At 68.5% G+C, this 18,208-nt stretch carries 9 protein-coding genes and 1 pseudogene; 8 read left to right on the forward strand and 2 right to left on the reverse strand.

Translation table 11 applies throughout. The annotated features are described in order from the left end of the window. Positions 1–3 precede the first annotated feature (3 nt). Positions 4–948: a type IIL restriction-modification enzyme MmeI gene (locus OG828_RS09875; protein WP_328504835.1), complete on the reverse strand. Its 945-nt coding sequence runs from the start codon at positions 946–948 to the stop codon at positions 4–6. Positions 949–1,033: 85 nt separating this feature from the next. On the opposite strand from OG828_RS09875, the gene OG828_RS09880 reads away from it, so the two are divergent. From OG828_RS09880 to OG828_RS09895, 4 genes and pseudogenes are all read left to right on the forward strand, one after another. Further along, complete coding sequence (locus OG828_RS09880; protein ID WP_328500857.1) at positions 1,034–1,879, forward strand: tyrosine-type recombinase/integrase; 846 nt, start codon at positions 1,034–1,036, stop codon at positions 1,877–1,879. 156 nt (positions 1,880–2,035) lie between these two features. Then, a pseudogene (locus OG828_RS09885) lies at positions 2,036–2,445 on the forward strand (ATP-binding protein). 167 nt (positions 2,446–2,612) lie between these two features. Further along, positions 2,613–4,112 carry a lipase/acyltransferase domain-containing protein gene (locus OG828_RS09890; protein WP_328500859.1) on the forward strand — a complete coding sequence of 500 codons (1,500 nt, stop codon included), beginning with the start codon at positions 2,613–2,615 and terminating at the stop codon, positions 4,110–4,112. Positions 4,113–4,124: 12 nt separating this feature from the next. After that, positions 4,125–8,384: a hypothetical protein gene (locus tag OG828_RS09895; RefSeq protein WP_328500860.1), complete on the forward strand. Its 4,260-nt coding sequence runs from the start codon at positions 4,125–4,127 to the stop codon at positions 8,382–8,384. A 288-nt stretch (positions 8,385–8,672) separates the two neighbouring features. Here the strand turns inward: OG828_RS09895 and OG828_RS09900 are convergent, their stop codons facing one another. After that, positions 8,673–9,530: a hypothetical protein gene (locus OG828_RS09900; protein WP_328500861.1), complete on the reverse strand. Its 858-nt coding sequence runs from the start codon at positions 9,528–9,530 to the stop codon at positions 8,673–8,675. 432 nt (positions 9,531–9,962) lie between these two features. Between OG828_RS09900 and OG828_RS09905 the strand changes: the two genes are divergently transcribed. The 4 genes from OG828_RS09905 to drmC all read left to right on the forward strand — a co-directional run bounded on the left by OG828_RS09905 (position 9,963) and on the right by drmC (position 18,207). Then, positions 9,963–11,546 (forward strand): hypothetical protein, encoded by a 1,584-nt coding sequence (locus tag OG828_RS09905; protein ID WP_328500862.1) that lies wholly within the window; start codon positions 9,963–9,965, stop codon positions 11,544–11,546. Between the two features lie 126 nt (positions 11,547–11,672). After that, entirely contained in the window at positions 11,673–15,548 is a 3,876-nt protein-coding gene (gene drmA, locus OG828_RS09910; RefSeq protein WP_328500863.1) for a DISARM system helicase DrmA, read from the forward strand. Then, entirely contained in the window at positions 15,545–17,449 is a 1,905-nt protein-coding gene (locus tag OG828_RS09915; RefSeq protein WP_328500864.1) for a DUF1998 domain-containing protein, read from the forward strand. The genes drmA and OG828_RS09915 overlap by 4 nt, the downstream gene beginning before the upstream one ends. Next, the gene (gene drmC / locus OG828_RS09920) at positions 17,446–18,207 is read left to right on the forward strand and encodes a DISARM system phospholipase D-like protein DrmC (RefSeq protein ID WP_328500865.1); all 762 of its coding nucleotides are present in this window, start codon (positions 17,446–17,448) and stop codon (positions 18,205–18,207) included. Before OG828_RS09915 ends, drmC begins: the two co-directional genes overlap by 4 nt. Position 18,208 lies beyond the last annotated feature (1 nt).

Below are 18,208 nucleotides of genomic sequence, written 5' to 3' on the forward strand. Positions count from 1 at the left end.
CCTTCAAAAGAGAACGGAGTCAGCTTTCCCTGTGTGCTGGGCGTAGTTCAGTTCGAGTAGGCGATCGATGACTTCGGTCTGGATCACCTGCGACAGGCTGAACCGCATTCCTTGTCGAGTCGTTGTGAAGCCGTGGTACAGGTTCAGGTCTTGCCAGCTGTAGGCATCCACCACGGCGTGGTCGACCTCTACATGTGCGGCGCGCAGAGCCTGAATGTCTCCGTCGATCACGCTTGGGTCGTGGACGAGGTTGTACAGCCTAGTCAGGCCAACCTTACGCTGACTCATGATTGAGCGCCTGATCCGATCGAGTTCGGCGCCCGTGGTGACCATGGCGGTGGTGCGCGATGGCTGGGGCAATGTCTCGTAGATATCCGACGGAGTGTAGCGGAGGTCTCCCTTGAGGCTAGACCCCCGTGCGATTGCCCACGTGTAGTGGATGCCGCTGTTGAGCCAAGTAAGGTCCTCAAGGCGGTCGGAGGCGAACACTACAGTCTGTTCGCTCGTGACCTGACCAGTGGGCACGAAGACTGGTAGCCCCGTCTTGCTCACGCGTGCTACCACCAAAATGCGTTCCAGCCCGGCGATGGATGCGTAGAGCCTTGGGGCGCGCTCTGCGAACTGCCACCACCGTTCTCGGCGTACCTTGCGGTTGTTCTTCATCCGCTCGGGTTTCACGTTGCGTTCCACGATGGCGAAGACGTCGGGATACTCGCGTGCCTGTTCCTCGGGCCAGTCGTGGAAGTTGATCACCCAACGGCTGGCCGAGCAGTCCGGACGGGAGTTGAGGTCTTCGCCGTTGAGGTAGCGGAAGAGGACGTCGCGGTTGCGTGGATCCCGGTGGATGAGTTCCTCGGCTTGCTGGGGCGACAGGATGAATCCCTTGCCCAGGATGATCGATCCTTGGAAGGACTGTCCGGCATTGGATACCAGTCGGTGCTGAAATATCTCATTTTAAGACATTGTTGAATGTTTTATGGCCATGTGAGGGTGATCCCGGTTTGGCTGCTCTGATAGTGCACACGTTCCCCTCATGGTCCTCGATGCCTTCATTGCTGCACAGCATGTGGACGGATACTCGATCAACACCATCCGTGCCAGAGCCCGCTGTATTCGCGCCATCGCCAAGGCGGCCCTCGTTCGAGTTGAGGACTTGACCGTCGGTCATGTGATGGCCTACTTCGCGGCGCGCTCGCTCAAGCCGTGGTCCCGGCGGACTTATCTCAATCACCTGCAGGCTTTTGGTAGATGGAGAGGCGTAGACCTTGTCACCGGTATTCGAAAGCCGCCGGCACCGCGTTCAACGCCGAACCCTCTGCCGGAGGGGGACCTGTCCCGCATTACTTCAGTCGCGCGCGGCCATCATCGCGCGTGGGTGCTTCTGGGGGCCTTCTGTGGTCTGCGAGCGCATGAGACAGCCAAGCTCAGACGTGAGGACATATCGGTCCTCCAGGATGGCGAGGTAGTCCTGAGGGTGCAAGGTAAAGGCGGACGTATCGATGTCGTCCCGGTCCCTCCTGTTGTTACTCAAAAGCTGGACCTCACGGCCGAGGGCCGTCTGTGGGGCGGAGTCACCCCTGAGCGCGTATCGCGCACGGTCGCTGCCATCGCGGCCAAGGAGGGCATCCGTATGCGCTACCACCAGCTGAGGCACCGCTTCGGGACGGCCGTCTATCGCGCCTCCGGCCGCGACCTCCTGCTCACCCAGCGCCTGATGAGGCATGCTTCACCGGCGACGACCGCAGGGTATGCGGCAGTGGCCGACGATCAAATCCACAAGGTGGTTGGGTTGTTGCCGGGCGCAGACCCCAACCGCAAGAGCCGCGATGGTAAGCGAGGGGTGACAGGCTGTCAACAGTGTCGCGCCCGCATCGCCTGATCCCGCACAACTGCATCTTGCAGGGTGCACGGTTAATCCTCTGTCGATGCTGACACCCAGCCTCATGCCCAGGGCGGATGGTGGCGGGACGGGGGGCGTGAGCCGGAAGATTTCAAGTCTCGTGCCTCAGCGTGCACACCCCAGCCCCAGCCCAGGCTGCCGGCCCTGTCGTTCCGCGAGCAGCTCACTTCGACCCGGCGAGGGGCCCGGCTCGCCCGGCTGCTCGTCGTGCAGCAGCTCGGCGACTGGGGATTCCCCGAGGCGGCCGTACGGCGTCCGCCGTGGCGGCCGTCGCCGCCAACGCCGTCACGCACGGACGGTCGCCCGGACAGGACTTCGCGCTGCGCCTGACACTGGCGCCGGAGTCGGTGCGCGTCGAGGTTACCGACACCCGGCCGGACAGGCTCCCGCTGGCACCCGGGAAACTGCCCGAACTGCCAGTGCCGGAGGCGGGGCGCGGCCTGCTCCTCGTCGAAGCCCTCGCCGACCGGTGGGTCATGGGATCGCGGAACCCCTGCACCAACACGCTGTGGGCCGAGGTCGATCGGGCACCCAGTCGCCGCTGACAGTTTCGATGCGGCCTTCCCGCAAGGGTAACTACCGTCCATGAGCTCGACATTGGGTAACACGCCTTGGTGTCGCCACGACCACAGTCCCCGGCTTTCTCGCCCTCAGTGCGAGACATGCCGGATATCGTTCCCGCATGACGTATGGGGGGACCGAGCAAACCGACGTGTCGTTTGGCGCAGGCGTGGCGCCCTGGACGCCGGCACCGCCCGTGATCCGGGATGCCACGCATGATGCGGTGATCGTGGTGCCGGGGATCATGGGCAGCGCTCTGCGCGACACCACGACCGGGCGGTTGGTGTGGGGGCTGCGTGATCTTCGGTGGGTGGGCGCGGCCTGGCGCCACGAGGACGGGATGCACCCGCTGCACCTGGACGACGACGAACGATCCGGCCGGTACGGCCGGATCGAAGCCACTGAATTGCTACGCGCTCCGGTTTGGGCGCCGTTCCTGAAGGGCCTCGAATACTACGACGATCTTCTTGACGCCGTCCGTTCGGTCACCCGTCCCAGGGCTGTACTCGAGTTCCCGTACGACTGGAGACTCCCCGTCTCTGTCAACGGAGCGCGGCTGGCAGAAGCCGCTCACGAACACCTGGCGCAGTGGCGCTCCAGCGAGGAGCATGCTCGGGCACGTCTCTCGCATCCGGATGAGCGTGAGGCCCGTCTGGTGTTCGTCGCCCATTCCATGGGCGGACTGGTCACCCAGGCCGCCTTCGCCCACGCCGCCTCCCAGGGCAGCGACCTGACCCCCGAGACCAGGGCCGTGGTCACCCTCGGCACCCCGTTCCTGGGTTCGGTCATGGCGGCCGTCATCCTCAATGGTGACCACTCCGGCCGGCTGCCCGCCCGGCTGCGGCGCCGAATGCAGGCCCTGTGCGCGACACTGCCCGGTGTACACGACCTGCTGCCGGACTACCGCTGCGTCGACGCGGGTCTCGATGTCCACCGGCTCACCCCGGCCGACGTGGCAGCCCTGGGAGGAGATGCCGAACTCGCCCGCGAGGCGCAGGAGTTCCAGCAGCACCTGCGGGAGAAGGGACCTGCGCTGCCGGGGCACCGCGCTGTCGTCGGCGTCGCGCAGCCGACCGTGCAGAGTCTGCGTCTCGACAGTGGTGTGGTGCACGAGCAGTACCTCTCGTTCGAGCGCAACGGTGACGGGGACCTGGCCCGTGACCGCAACGGCATCCCGCTTCGCAGGGACCGGGCCGGGGACGGCACGGTCTACCGGGACGCCGCTTCCTTCGGCCCGACCATGGGCGTGACCCCACTCCCGCTGCAGCACGGTGCACTGGCAAAGGACAGCGTCGCCATCGCCTATGTCCGTGCGGTGCTCACCGAGCACGATCAGGACCTCGGCCCCGCGTTGGGTGAAGGGGACATCGGTCTGGACGTCCCGGACTGCGTTGAGGCGGGTCGGCCCTGGCTGCTGCGCCTGAGGCCCGGACCGGGTTCCGTCCTGGACACGTATGCCGGGATCACCTGCACTGTGCAGGACGCTGAGACCGGCCTGCGTGTTGCCACCGGTCGGCTCGGCTGGCACGACGGTGAGATCGGTGCCTCGATCACCCTTCCCGGGCCGGGCCTCTACCGGGTCAGGGCCGATACCGGCGGCAACGCCCCCGTCACCCAACTTGTCCTGGCGCTCGACTCCGACGACGACTGAGCGCAGTGCGTCATGACCATCTCCGACAGCACTGACGGAAGACCTCTGCAGTTCTTCCCCATCGGCATCGGTGTCTATCTCCACCTCCCCGGGCTGGAGACGGATCCCGAGATCGAAGGCATCGAGGCGTTGCTGAAGCCGTTCGGTTCCCAGACCGAACCCTGGCCGGTTTCCCCCGAGGACCGCGGGGTCGAAGCCGTCACCACGCGCCTGACGACGTGGTCCGCTCCCCGAGACATCGGCGACACCGTCCTCTACTGGGTCGGTCACGGCTTCAGTGACGGAGGGCCCACCTCGTTGCTGGCACACGCCCACAGTCCCAAGCTTGTCGCCCCAGACGGCATCGACCCACCCACTCTGCTGCGGCACCTCAAGGCCAGGCAGGGCAGGAACGGCGCCGGCTGGGCCATCGTCATCATCGACGCCTGCACCTCCGGGCGCTTCGTCGAACTGCTGACCGGGGACGCCTACCGGGATGGGGACGTCCACAACTTTCTGCTGGTGGCGACGTCCAAGGACGGGAGTACCACGCTCGGTGCGTTCCGCAGAGCGCTGACCACCGTCCTCACGGTGACCTTCCGTGCACAGCAGACCATCGACCTGCACGACCTCGCCACGGAACTGAACCGCAACCTCCAAGGTTGCCCTGTCACGCCGAAGACGGATACAGGGCGTGCCGTGCTGCGGCGCACGCGGTCGACCATCGCGGCGCATACTCAGGCACCGCTGGATGTGGTCGCCGAGATCGATGCCGTCATCGCGTCCCTGACCGACGACGAACGGCGTCACTTCGTCCCCAAGGCCAGTGGTGCCGAACTCGGCGAGCAGACCTGGTACTTCCAGGGGCGCGTCGAGGAACGTCATGAGATCCTCTGCTGGCTCGACCGTGCCGCACCGGGCATGCTCGTTGTCACCGGAGCGGCAGGATCGGGAAAGTCCGCCTTGCTCGGGCATGTCCTGGTGCACTCCCGGCGTGAGCTCTCCGACATCCTCATCCGCCACCGGCAGCTCGACCCCCTTCCCCTTGGCAGCCCCCGCCCCTATGAAGCCTTCGATCTGGTCCTCCACCTGACTGGGGCGACACCCAGGGAGGTTGTGCTGCGGGTCGCCGCGGCGGCCGGGTTCCCCACCCCTCCCGAGGGGCCGATCGCCGAACAGTGCACGTGGCTGATCCAGCAGTTCCGCAGGACGGACGACCCCGTTGCGGAACAGGTTCCTGAGGCCGACGATCCCGCTTTCACCGTCCTGGCGGACGCACTCGACGAGGCCCGCCTGCCTCTGACGATCGCCGAGCGGATACTGAGCCCTCTGGCGGATCTCCCCGGTGTTCGGGTCGTCGTCGGCACGCGCGGCTCCACACTCGAAGGCCCCGACCTGCCGAAGCCGGCGGACCGGGACCTCACTGACGCTCTGGGCGTCGGCCGGGAGCGGAACCGGAAGGTCGTTCACGTTGACCGTGACGAGGAGGCCATGACCAGCTACATCCAGCGACGCCTGGAGGTAGCGCGCAGCAGGGGTGAACTCCAGGTGGAGCCCGCACAGATCGACCACCTGGCGAAAGCACTCGGGTGCCTTGAGCGGGAGTTCCTTTACGCACGCCTGGCGGTGCACGAGATCATCGCGACTCCGGGACTCGCCGACGACCCGGGGCCGCTGCTTGAGGACGACCACCGTCGGCTCTTCGCCCGCGCCGTCGACCGGCTGGCCGAGAAGGCTCCTGTCAACCAGGCCCTGCTGGAGGCGCTGGCCCTGGCACAGGGACACGGCCTGCCCCTGACCGGGGGTGTGTGGGCCGACGTCGCCACAGCACTCGCCGACAGCCCCGACATGAAGGTCACCGACGCTGATATCGAAGAATTGACATGGACGGCGGCCCCCTACCTGCTGCTTGACACGGAATCCGGGCAGAGCGTGTACCGACTGGCCCACCGGACCTTCTCCGAGCACTTCACCCGGACGGTTCCGCCCTCCGCGCACGACGACCGGCACCGCCGTATCACCGAGCACCTGGCGGCACCCCCGACCGGTACGCGGCCGGAGCAGCGCCCCAACCCCTATGTCGTGCAACACCTGCCCACCCATGCCGGTCTCGCCGGGCCCGACGGATGGCAAGCCCTGGCGGACCGTCCCCAACTGCTCGACCGGCTGAACCCCTCGGCGGTCGTCGCCAGCGTCATGCTCAGAGCCCTTGGTCGATTCCAGCTGCCTCCGGCGGTGGCGGGAGTCCTGTTCGCCCGAGAGCAGCTCACCAAAGCGGACCTCCGGGATCGGCGAGGACTGCGCGAGCTGGCGAGCCTTCGCTGCACGCCGGAGACCGTCGTACAGCGCTTCGGCAGGAGATCTTCCGACCCTGATGCGGCCTGGTCCGTGGCCTGGGGCCAACTGAAGCGCCATGCACCCCACTTGCGTCTCACCGGTCACACCGGCTCGGTACAGACCCTTGTGGCGTTCACGGACGCCTCACAGCGGGTGCTCCTGGCTTCGGGCAGTGACGACGGGGCGGTGCTGATTTGGGATCCGGTGAGGGGGGAGACCGTGGGGGACGCGGTGACGCCGCACGACGGCGCCGTCCAGTCGATCGCGGAGTTCGCGGGCCCGAGGGGGCGGACTCTGCTGGCCACCGGGGGCGCGGACGGCACGGTACGCATCTGGGACCCTGTCAGGGGAGAGACAGTGGGGGAGCCACTGACCGGCCACGACGACTGGGTTCACTGCGTGGCGGCGTTCGAAGACGCCGAGGGGCAAACGCTGCTGGCCACGGGAGGCGGAGACGGGACGCTACGCGTCTGGGAGCCGCTGACCGGCAAGGAACTGGCGGTGGGAGGCCTGGACGAGTATGCGATGGACCTGGACCTGCACACCGACCAGGAGACCGAACGGCTCGTGGAGACCGGCCACGACGGCGACGTCTACTCGGTGGCGGCGTTCGCTGGCCTGGACGGCCAAGATAGGCATGTGCGCCTGGCCACCGCGGGCAACGACGGCACGATACGGATCTGGGACCCGGCCACCGGGAAGGAGACCACCGATCCCCTCACCGGTCACGAGGGAGCCGTCTTCTCCGTCGCGGTGTTCAAGGGGCGGGAAGGGCAGGTGCTGCTGTCATCGGGCGGTGAGGACGGGACGATACGGATCTGGAACCCGGACACCGGCAGACAGACCAGGGCACCTCTCACCGGCCACGGCAAGCCGGTCCGCGCGGTGGGAACGCTGGTCGAGAAGACCGAGGCCGGTGAACGGACCTTGCTCGTCAGCGCCGGCGAAGACAACAGCGTACGACTGTGGGATCCGGTCGGCGGCGAGCCGGTGACAGCGCCTCTGACAGGCCACGAGAACTGGGTGAGGACTGTGTCGCCGGTGCCGCCTCTGTCTGGCACACACCCACTGCTGGCCACCGGCGGTGATGACCACACGCTACGGATCTGGGCACCGCACGACGGCCGAACGGCAGGCGTGCCCTTCGACGACGCCGTGACGACCACGCGGACGCTGACATCCTTCAGCGGCGAGGACGAACAGACCCTGATCGCCGCCGTGGACGGCGAAGCGAAGCTGCGCGTGTTCGACCCGGCCGAGGGCGAGCAGGTCGACGGGCTGGAGACCGAACATGACGGCGACGTCCTCACGGTGACCACGGTCCGAGTCGTCCAGGACGATGACGAAAGGCTCGTCTTCGCCACGGGTGGTGAGGACGGGGTCGTGCGGTTGTGGGATCCGGGCACCGGCGAGATGACCGGTGAGGTGGTGACGGATCACGCCCATGGGGTGCGGGCTCTGTCAGCGTTCGCCGGGTTCGGTGGGCGGTCATTCCTGGCCACGGGTGGTGAGGACGGCGTGGTGCGGTTGTGGGATCCGGGCACCGGTGAGAAGGCCGGTGAGGTGGTGACGGATCACGCCGGTGGAGTGCGGGCCCTGTCCGCGTTCGTCGACTTTGGCGGCCAGTCCCTCCTGGCCACGGGTGGTGAGGACGGGGTCGTGCGGTTGTGGAACCTCATGACCGGCCAGGCCGTAGGGGAGCCGTTCGCCCATCCAGGCGTGACCGCCGTGGAGTCGTACCCGATCCCGGGCCGCGAAACCATGCTGGTCACGGGTGACGACGACGGAACCGTCCGCTTCTGGAACTGCGAGACGGGAACCGAGACGCTGAGGATCCCCCTGGGCCTTTGCGTGAACGACGTCGCCTGCGTTGACGGAGACCTGGCCCTGGCCACAGCGGAAGGCCTCGTGCAGGTGAGCCTCGAAGCGGCGTCCAACCCAGCCGGCAAGTTCTGAGGTGCACTTGCCGCCCACCCTGGACACTTTCACGCACGACCGTTACGCCGGGGCGGGACTTCGTGCTGTGCCTGACGCTGACCCCTCCCCCGTCCGTATCAAGGTCACCGACACCCGGACGGACAGGCTCCCACCAAGCCCCGCCGAACTCTGCGCGCCCTCATCGCAGGACGCGACGACCGGCCGTGGTCTGCTCTTCGTCGCGGCCTTTGCGGACCGGTGGGGCTGCGGCCCTCAGGATTCGTACGTCAAGACGGTCTGGGCGGAGGTCGATCGGAGCCTTGCCTGTCAGCTCTGATGACCGTCGAGCCCCCAGTCGAAACGCCAGTGCTCGAACGGCGAATGCTCATGCCGGAAGTTGTCGAGCATGTCCCAGAGTTCGCGTTCCGGGCCCGCCGCAGGCATGAGGTCCTCTGGGCCCACGACCTCGACCATCGTCAGTTCGCCCGTGGCGTACCGCCTGACGACCGAGGTCGCCCGTGGCGACGGATGGAGCAGGCTCAGGGTGCTCTGGAGCCTCTCCGCCGCCCTACGGGCCGGAGCCCGGAAACGCCTTCCAGGCACCGACGCCCCGTCACCATCCTTCGAATCTTCCTCATCTTCGTCCCCGTACCCGTAGCCGAACACCACGTGATCGGGCGCGACCAGCGAGGCATGGCTGTACGCCGAACCATTCGCGTCGTCTGCGCCCGCGGCGTCATAGCTGACCCGCATGATCTCCGTGAGGTCGGCCAGCGCCCTCCAGAGACTCTCGATGTCGGCCGGGTACCGGAACAGCGAGCCCGTGAAGTACAGGTGGGCCTCGTGGCAGCCCCGCAGGGTGAGGGCGTGCAAGAGCTCATCGGCCGTCATCCGCTCCTGGGCGCAGATGGTGTGCAGGGTGGCTTCCGCGCCCCGGCGATCCCGCACGGGGTACACCAGAGCGGCCACCGGGTCCTCGTGTTCGGCACAGTACGTTTCGCGGCCGTAGCCGTCGAAGTCGTCGCACACGTAGCAGAGGTTGTCCTTGTTGCCGCCCCGGACGGTCCACACCGAGCCGCTGTTCTCGTCGGTCGGCCGTGTCCACCCCTGCCGTTCCAGCCACGCGATGACGTCCCGCCCTGGGACCGCCATAAACTGCTTCGCCTGATCCTTGTCCTCACCCATGCCCGGCACAACTTCCTCCGCTCGATCGTGTGTCGAGGTGCACTCTCAATGCCGCCTCGGCACACGGGAGTTGGGCCCCCAGGGTCGACGCGTTACGCACCAGGCTGGACCATTGTGTGAACTGAGTCAACTGATGCAAGGTGTTCGGCAGGCGAAAGGAGGGGCTAGTCGGCCGTGTCCAACCTGCCGTTCCAGGAAGCCCGCGATGTCCTCTCCCGGACTCGTCATGAACTTTCCCGCCTGATCCTCGATGGTGACCGGCATGGCTTCCTCCGGCCCTTGTACTGTTCGAGTCGTCCCGATCAACGCTGCGCGTACGCACGGGAGTTGTAGGGATTCGCGCGCCGGGTTGCTGGAAAGCACACCAACCGAGCCGATGCTGCGGCGATCCGCGCGCAACCCATGACCGATGGCACCAGCGGGGGAGAAGACATGTCCCGGTTCCGCAACTTACGCAGAGCCTGGTTCGACGAGATCGCGGAAGAGCTCGCATGGCTCCTGGAGGATCTGTCGCCCGCCGTGGCGGACGCTGTCCCGAAAGACCTGGGGCCGCGAGATCTCGTCTCCGCGACCGTGCTCGCCCGCGTGGCGCAGGCGGACATGGAGTGCCAGGAGATCGCCTTCGTCGCCGGTGACCTGGTGCGCCTGGCGGGAGTGCACGGGGTGCGCGCGCCCGAGCGGGTGGAAGAGGTCGAGGAACTGTGGACCGCCCTGCGTGAGCCGACCGTGCCGCTCCTGCGCTCGTGGTGGCGGGAGCCGCTCGGTGAAGGGCTTCTCACCCACTGGGCGGAGATCCGGGCCGAGGAGGTGGGCTGGACGCGCGTCCATCAGGAGCTGCGGGAGCGCTGGTCGCTGGACAGCGACGGCATCTGGCGGCGCGGTCTGATGCCCGCCGGGGGGCCGGACGGCGACTGGCGCGGCTTCTTCGATCATCTGGAGGCCGTCACCTCGGGTCAGGAAGCAGCGTACGCGCGGATGCTCGTCACCCGGTGGCCTTCGCTGGCAGAGGAGATCGAGGCGTTCGCCTCCGAGAAGGCCGACGAGCTCGCCGCCGTACCCCATCTCGACCTGGTCCACCGGGAGCGGGCGCTCGCGGACGCGCTGACCGCGGTCGCCGCAGGGAACCTGGAGCAAGGCGGCGGTGAACTCCCGGCCGACCTGCGTGCCGTCCTGCGGTCCATCCGGGACACCGGAAAGTCGTACCTGGCATGGCTCGACGGGGAGTACACCGAACGGCTGACTCCACTGGAGCGGGCGCACCTCGCCCTCGGTGCGGCGGATGCGGCGCGCTGCGAGGCATATATGCGGCAGTACGCGGACATCTGGTGCGCCCCGGAGTCCGGGACGCTGCCGACCCCCGTCTTCACCGAGGAGGACTACGCCCCGCTGAAGCCGGCCGAGCGCCCTCGGGCTGTCGCCCCGGATTGGATGGCGATGGTGGCCAAGGTGTACTCGGAGAACGCCCAGTTCGGCTGGACCGGCACGGTCGGGTCCCAGCCCTGGTGGCTCTATGCCGCCGAAAGTGGCATCGAGTCGGCCACCGCCATGAGGTTCAAGCATGACGGGCAGGTCCGGATCGGGCACCGGACGCTCGACGATCCGCACGACATGCTCGTCGGCCTTCCGCCGGGCGACCCCCACGCCCAGAACCTGATCATGCGGTTCCGGTACGACGTCGAGGACCCGCACGAGATGTGCGAGTTGTTGGTGCTGGCGCGGGCCGGGAGGGTCCGGCTCGGGTTCCTGGTGCGGGACGCGGGCGGCGGGTTCCGGGTGTTGCGGGTCGTTAGCGTGCCCATGCCCCCGGCTCTGCGCGAGGCCATGCGCGGCAAGGCGCTGCGGGCGCTGGACGCGATGACCGGGGCCGACCCGCGTGAACTCGCGGTCCTCATCGCGCCGGAGGCGGGCGGGCCGGTAGTCGGGGAGCGGGGGAAGTCGCCGGCCGAGGACGTGGGCGACGCATGGGGAGACGCCGTCGACGGTGGGCTGTTCCCCAGGGGAGACACCCTGTTCTGAGGGCCCCTCCCTGAATCAGTTGTGAACTGAGTCAATAAACGTCATGCTTCAACTCGGTGTCGCTCCGCACTGCGCGCGGTAGCCTCACCCAGTTGGCTCAGTCATGCCAGAAAGGGCCCGATCACCATGCCGTCCCAGCCCCCCGCCGTACCCGGCGTGCCGCATCCGCTGAACGAGGTGCCGCAGACTTTCCGCCCCGGCGACTCGTACGACGTACGCGACGGGCTGGTGAAGTACATCCGGCGGGACCTCCTCGGCCCCTGGGACGGGGAGACCGAGGAACTGCCGCACCGGTCGGCGGGGCCGCGCGACCGCTACCTTGTGGGCATGCTCGGCCCCCGCCCGGACGGCGGTGACAACGCCCGGCAGATGGCCCGCAGCGCCGCGCAGACCGGCGACGACGAACCCGGCAGCGACGACGGGCAGGGCGCCGAGGGCGGCGAACTGCCCGAGCGACTCACGCCGCAGGCCGCCGGCCGTATCTGGGCCTCCTCCATGGGGCTGTCCTTCGTGGTTCCGGCGTCGATCGGCACGCTCAGCGTCACCGCCGGCTGGGGGCGGTACTCGCTGACCGACAGGCTCATCGACACCAGCCCGAATCCGGTGCGCGTGTGGGGCCGCGAGCCCGTGAAGCACACTCCCATCGACATCGAGGTCACCCGGGCCGGCGACCAGCGCCGCGTCCTGGAGGGGGACGACAGCCACGGCATCCACCTCGACGTGCAGGTCCGTGAACGCCCGGCCAGGGCGGCGGGCGAGGACCTGCGTGTCGTGGAGGTCGCCCTCGTCAACAGGCTCCCAGAAAGCACCACCGACCGCAGGGACACCCAGTGGCTGTTCCAGACCGGCCTTGAGGTCACCGCGTTTCCTGACGACCGGGCGGCCGTCTTCCTGCCCATTGACGACCCGCTGGACCCCAGGTCCGCTGGCGCCTCAGAGGAGGCGGAGGAGCGGCGGCTGCGGCTGCTCTACCGTGACAGCCTCCGCTACGCCGTCGGCCGCAACGTCGCCGTCACCGCCGCCGTACGCCACGATGAGCGGCGGGCCCACCGGCTGGTCACCACCTGGCTTCCCGAGTACGACGTGCGGGCCACCACCGCTCCCAAGGTCGCCGAGCAGCCGCTGTTGGCCGGACTGGAACTCGGTATGGACGAACTGGCCGCCCTCGCCGTGCCCGGCCGCCGCGCGGAACTGAGTACCGCCCTGGCTCCGCTCGCAGACGGCTACAACACCTGGCTCCAAACACAGCGCGAGAAGGCGGTAACCCTCCCCGAGGACCTGCGCAAAGCCGCCGAGGCAGCCATCGACCAGGCCGAGGAGGTGTGTCACCGCATCGCCTTCGGCATCGACGTCCTGTCCACCGACGACGACGCGCTCGAAGCGTTCCGGTTCGCCAACCGCGCCATGGCCCTCCAGCGGCGCAACACCGCCATCGCCGCTCGGCGCGCCGGGCACGAGGACGATCCCGCCTCCTACCGGCGGGCCCACCAGGAAGTGGACGAGAAGGGCAAGGAAGCGGCCGCCTGGCGGCCCTTCCAGCTCGCCTTCGTCCTTCTTAACCTCGCCTCGCTGAGCGCGCCCGGCCACCCGCACCGCGGCACCGGGCGCGAAGCCCTCGTCGACCTGCTGTTCTTCCCCACCGGTGGCGGCAAGACCGAGGCCTACCTGGGCCTCGCCGCGTACACCTTCGCCCTGCGCAGGCTCCAGGGCATCGTGGGCAGCGCAGCCGAGGCCCGCGACGGCAGCGCGGGAGTCGCCGTCCTCATGCGCTACACCCTGCGACTGCTGACGGCCCAGCAGTTCCAGCGGGCCGCCGCCCTGGTCAGCGCCTGCGAAGTGCTGCGCCGCGAGGAGTACGCGCGCGACCGGCGCTGGGGCGCCACCCCGTTCCGTATCGGACTGTGGGTGGGAACCTCGGTATCGCCCAACTGGTTCGGTGAGGCCCAGGAGCAGATCGCGGGGGCCCGAGAGAGCGCCAGCGACAAGCACGCGCGGGTCATCCAGGTCCTCAGCTGCCCCTGGTGCGGGCAGGGCCTGACCGCCCACTCCAACATGGACTACGACCCCGACCGGCGCCGCGTGCTGCTGTACTGCCCGCGCGGTGAGGGCGAGGACCGCTGCCCCTTCTCCCGGCTCGGCTCACCCGACGAGGGCATCCCCGTGCTCACCGTCGACGAGGAGATCTACCGCCTCGCACCCGCCATGGTCATCGCCACCGTCGACAAGTTCGCCCAGCTGCCGTGGAACGGCTACGCCGGGCTGCTGTTCGGCCGGGTCACCGAGTGGTGCCCGCGCCACGGCTACCGCCACGACGACCTCGACGAGCGCACCGGCTGCCGCAGCCGCCACACCCGCAAGGGGACGCTGGACGCGGTGACCGCCCAGCCCGTCACCCGGCTGCGGCCCCCGGACCTGATCATCCAGGACGAGCTGCACCTGATCTCCGGCGCGCTCGGCACCACCGTCGGACTCTTCGAAGCCGCCATCGACCAGCTGTGCAGCTGGTCGTACACCGACGGCGGCGGCGTACGACACGAGGTCGGCCCGAAGATCGTCGCGTCCACGGCGACCACCAAGCGCGCCGCCGAGCAGGTGCGTGGCGTCTTCGCCCGTAAGGTCGCCGTCTTCCCGCCGCAGGTCCTCGATGTCGGCGACACCTTCTTCTCCCGGCAGGTGGAGCTCGCCCGGGACAACCCCGGCCGCCGTTACCTCGGCGTGTGCGCGCACGGCACCCGGTTGAAAGCCGCCGAGATCCGGGTCGCCGAGATCCTGCTGCTCGCCGGACAGGAGCAGTTCGACACGTACGGGGCCGCCGCTGACCCGTACATGACGCTCGTCGGCTACTTCAACGCCACCCGCGAACTCGCCGGCATGCGCCGCTACCTCGACGATGACATCGCCACCCGCGTCCGCGCCAACGGCGGCCGTAAGGGGCACGACACGATCGCGGACCGCATTCCCACCAAGTCCGGGATGCTCACTATCCAGGAACTGACCTCCCGCATCTCCTCGGCGGACATCAGCGCCACCCTCAAGCGGCTGGAGTCCCCCTTCGAACCGGAACGGGACACTTCGAAGCGTCGCAAGGCCTTTGCCGCCGAGTACGTGGCGGCCCGGCGGGACAAGCGCGAGCCGCGGGCCCGTATGACGCCCGTGCAGGAGCGGGCGGTGGACGTCGTACTGGCCACTTCCATGCTCCAAGTCGGCGTCGACGTCTCCCGGTTCGGCCTGATGCTCGTAGTCGGCCAGCCCAAGAACACCGCCGAGTACATCCAGGCGTCCTCCCGCGTCGGCCGAGACGCGCGCCGCCCCGGACTGGTCGTCACCCTCTACAACTGGTCCCGCCCGCGAGACCTGGCGCACTTCGAGGACTTCGCGCACTACCACGCGACCTTCTACCGTCAGGTCGAAGCACTGTCGGTCACCCCGTTCACCCGTCGAGCACTCGACCGGGGTACGGCACCCACGTACATCGCGGCGTTGCGCCAGGCCGCGTACGAGCACTCCCGCAACACCGATGCCCAGCACGTAGATCTCTACGGTGAAGTCGCCCAGCAGGTCGAACAGCGGCTGCTGGAACGGGCGGACCGTGTCGGCGGGCAGCGTGCTCAGGACTATCTGACCGAACGTATTGAGGCCCTGAAGGACCGCTGGGAGGAACGGCGCGAAAGCGGCGGCGTCCTGGGCTACCGCAAGGAGAAGAAGAAGGACACCCTGGTCACCGGGCTTCTTCACCGAGCCGACGGCTCACGCTGGGACGAACTCACCGTGCCCATGTCCATGCGGGAGACCGAGAACGAACTCAACCTGCTACTGCCGGGCGGCGGCAACTTCGTGGACCAGCCCACCAACGGTGGTCCCGCCTGGCACTTCGGGGCCGCCGCCGGCAAGGACGCCGAGGGCACGGGCGGGGAAGGCGGAGACGGTGGCGACGGTGGCGCGCAGGTCGACGCCGACGAGTACGGGGACGCCGCCGAGGCGGCAGGAAAGGGACGTCGATGAGCGGCAACTACTACCGGCGGGTGGGCGCGGCACGCCCCAGCCACCTCATGTACACGGCTGGCGTGGGTGCGCTAGTCGACCTGCCCAACTTCTCCGTCCTCGTCAAGGGACTCGAATCCTGGAGCCACACAGGGCTCCTCCCGGACGACTACCTCATCGAGGAACCCCGACTGCGCACCGCCGTCAACCGGGCCCTCCAGCTCTACGGACGCTCCCAGATCAGCGAGCTGCGCTCCGCCCCCTGGATGGAGGGCGCGGACGGCGCCCCCAAGGACTGGGCAGCGCAGGGCATCGGAGTCCCCGTCACGCCCTTTCCTCAGTGGCTGCGATGCACCGCGTGCAACCTGCTCGCGCCCATCGACGCGGACGCCTTCACCTTCCTCAACAACAACCCGCGCACCCCGCACGAGGCGAAGTTCGCCCACAGCGACTGCAAGTTCGGCAGGCCGCTCGCCGTAACCGCACGCTTCACCCTGGTCTGCACGAACGGACACCTCGACGAGTTCCCGTACGCGATGTTCGTGCACCGTGGCAACGTGTGCGCGAAGAGCCCCCGACCGCTGATGCGGATGAAGGACCACGGAGGCAACCAGGCGGCCAACGTCACCCTCGAATGCGTCGCCTGCGGGGAGAAGCGCAACATCCGCGATGCGATGGGCGAGCGGGGCCGCGCCGAGCTGCCCGCCTGCCGCGGCCGCCACCCGCACCTGTCCGCCTTCGAGAGTGACGGCTGCGACCGCGAGGCCACCCTGATGGTGGCGGGCGCCTCCAACCAGTGGTTCCCGATGACGCTCAGCACCCTCGCCCTGCCGCCGAGCAGGAACCAGGACCTGACTGAACTCGTCGAGGAACGCTGGGTGGAACTGCAGAACGTCACCTCCCGTCCCGTCTACGACGCCCTGTCCGCCATGCCGCAGTTCACCTACCTCGAGGAGTACGACCCGGACGCGCTGATCGCCGCCGTCGAGGCCCGCAGACAGGGCGCGACCGGACAGCAGAACCAGGCCACCGAGGTGGCGGCGGACCTGCTCAGCCCCGAATGGGACGTCCTCGCCGCGCCGCACGTTCCCGACCCCACCGACGACTTCGCGATGGAGAGCGTCACCGTTCCCACGACCCTTGACGGACTGTTCTCGGACGTCCGCCAGGTGCAGCGGCTTCGGGAGGCCCGCGCGCTGGTCGGATTCACCCGCCTCGACGCCCCCGACCCCGAATCCGACGAGATCGCCACCCTCGTACGGCTCTCCCGCACCTCGCAGAATTGGGTGCCGGCCAGCGAGGTCCGCGGTGAGGGCATCTTCCTGCGGGTGCGCGAGGACCTGATGGCCGAGTGGCAGGACCGGATGCAGAAGTCACCGCAGATGGCGGCGCACCGGGAAGCCTTCGGCCGGTTCCGCAGCAACCGGAAGTCGGACCGCATCACGGGCCCCTTCGACCCCATGCGCGGCTGGCCCGGCGAACGCTACATAGCTCTGCACACCCTGTCCCACCTGCTGATCCGCACCATCGCCCTCGAATGCGGCTACAGCTCGGCGAGCCTCGGCGAACGTATCTACGCCGGAGACGAGGAGAACACCCGTACCGGCATCCTCATCTACACCGCCGTCCCCGACTCCGAGGGCACCCTGGGCGGCCTCGTCTCGCTCACCGAGGACACCCACTTCGAACGGATCGTGCGCAGGGCCCTGGAGGACGCGGCCCGCTGCTCCTCCGACCCGCTGTGCGCCGAACGGCTGCCGAAGGACCCCGCGGACTACCTGCACGGCGCGGCCTGCCACGTCTGCCTCTTCGTCTCCGAGACGACCTGCGAACGCGGCAACCGCTTCCTGGACCGCCGTTTCCTCGTCCCACTCGGCGACGACACCGACCAGGTGCTGACACCGGTGAACCTGCGGCCGTGAGCCGCCGGGACTTCGAGGCGGCGGCAGAGCAGGCCGTCGTCCTGCTCGGGCCATCCCGGGCCAAGGACCTGGCGGGGGTGTTCACTCGCGGCCGGGGCCTGGAGCATGCACTGCTCCTGGTCCAGGCCCCGGCCGTCGGCGATGCGATCCGGGCGCTGTACGAGGCAGTCCAGAGCAATCACGTCCCGTCGGCCGAGGCCGCCGCCTACCTTCGTGGGTTCGTGGCAGGGTGGTCCCGGCGCAGGGACGAAGCCGAAGTGCGCACGGTGTGGAGCGGACCGGCCACACCGGGCGTGCCGGTACGCGCGACCGCACGCGTCCTTACTGACGTCGTCGGCGGGGCCCGATCCGAACTCCTGGCCATGACCTACGCGGCCCGCCGCTACTCTCCGCTCATATCCGCCCTGCGCGAAGCCGTCGCACGCGGCGTCGACGTGCATGTCGTCGTCGAGACCCGGGAAGGCGCGGCCGGACTGCTCGGCGGACCCGAGCCGGCCGCGGCATTCGCCTCGGTGCCCGGCCTGAGACTCTGGCACTGGGCCCCCGCGGTACGCGAGCACGAGCATGCCCGGCAGCACGCCAAACTGGCCGTCGCTGATCGCCGCATTCTGCTGGTGGGCAGCGCGAACCTCACGGAATCCGGAGTCCGCAGGAATCTGGAAGCCGGGGTGCTCGTCACCGGCGGCACTGCTCCGCAGAGGGCCGCCGAACACATCCGGGAACTGCAGCGCCGGGGGATTCTGACTCCGCTGCCCTGAG

The sequence above is a fragment of the Streptomyces sp. NBC_00457 genome (assembly GCF_036014015.1).
GTDB lineage: Bacteria > Actinomycetota > Actinomycetes > Streptomycetales > Streptomycetaceae > Streptomyces.

What these genes read in the sequence shown, in the direction of transcription:
- OG828_RS09880 (WP_328500857.1), top strand. Translation starts at nt 1,034, where the DNA reads ATGGTCCTCGATGCCTTCATTGCTGCACAGCATGTGGACGGATACTCG.
- OG828_RS09895 (WP_328500860.1), top strand. Translation starts at nt 4,125, where the DNA reads ATGACCATCTCCGACAGCACTGACGGAAGACCTCTGCAGTTCTTCCCC.
- OG828_RS09900 (WP_328500861.1), bottom strand. Translation starts at nt 9,530, where the DNA reads ATGGGTGAGGACAAGGATCAGGCGAAGCAGTTTATGGCGGTCCCAGGG.
- OG828_RS09905 (WP_328500862.1), top strand. Translation starts at nt 9,963, where the DNA reads ATGTCCCGGTTCCGCAACTTACGCAGAGCCTGGTTCGACGAGATCGCG.
- drmA (WP_328500863.1), top strand. Translation starts at nt 11,673, where the DNA reads ATGCCGTCCCAGCCCCCCGCCGTACCCGGCGTGCCGCATCCGCTGAAC.
- OG828_RS09915 (WP_328500864.1), top strand. Translation starts at nt 15,545, where the DNA reads ATGAGCGGCAACTACTACCGGCGGGTGGGCGCGGCACGCCCCAGCCAC.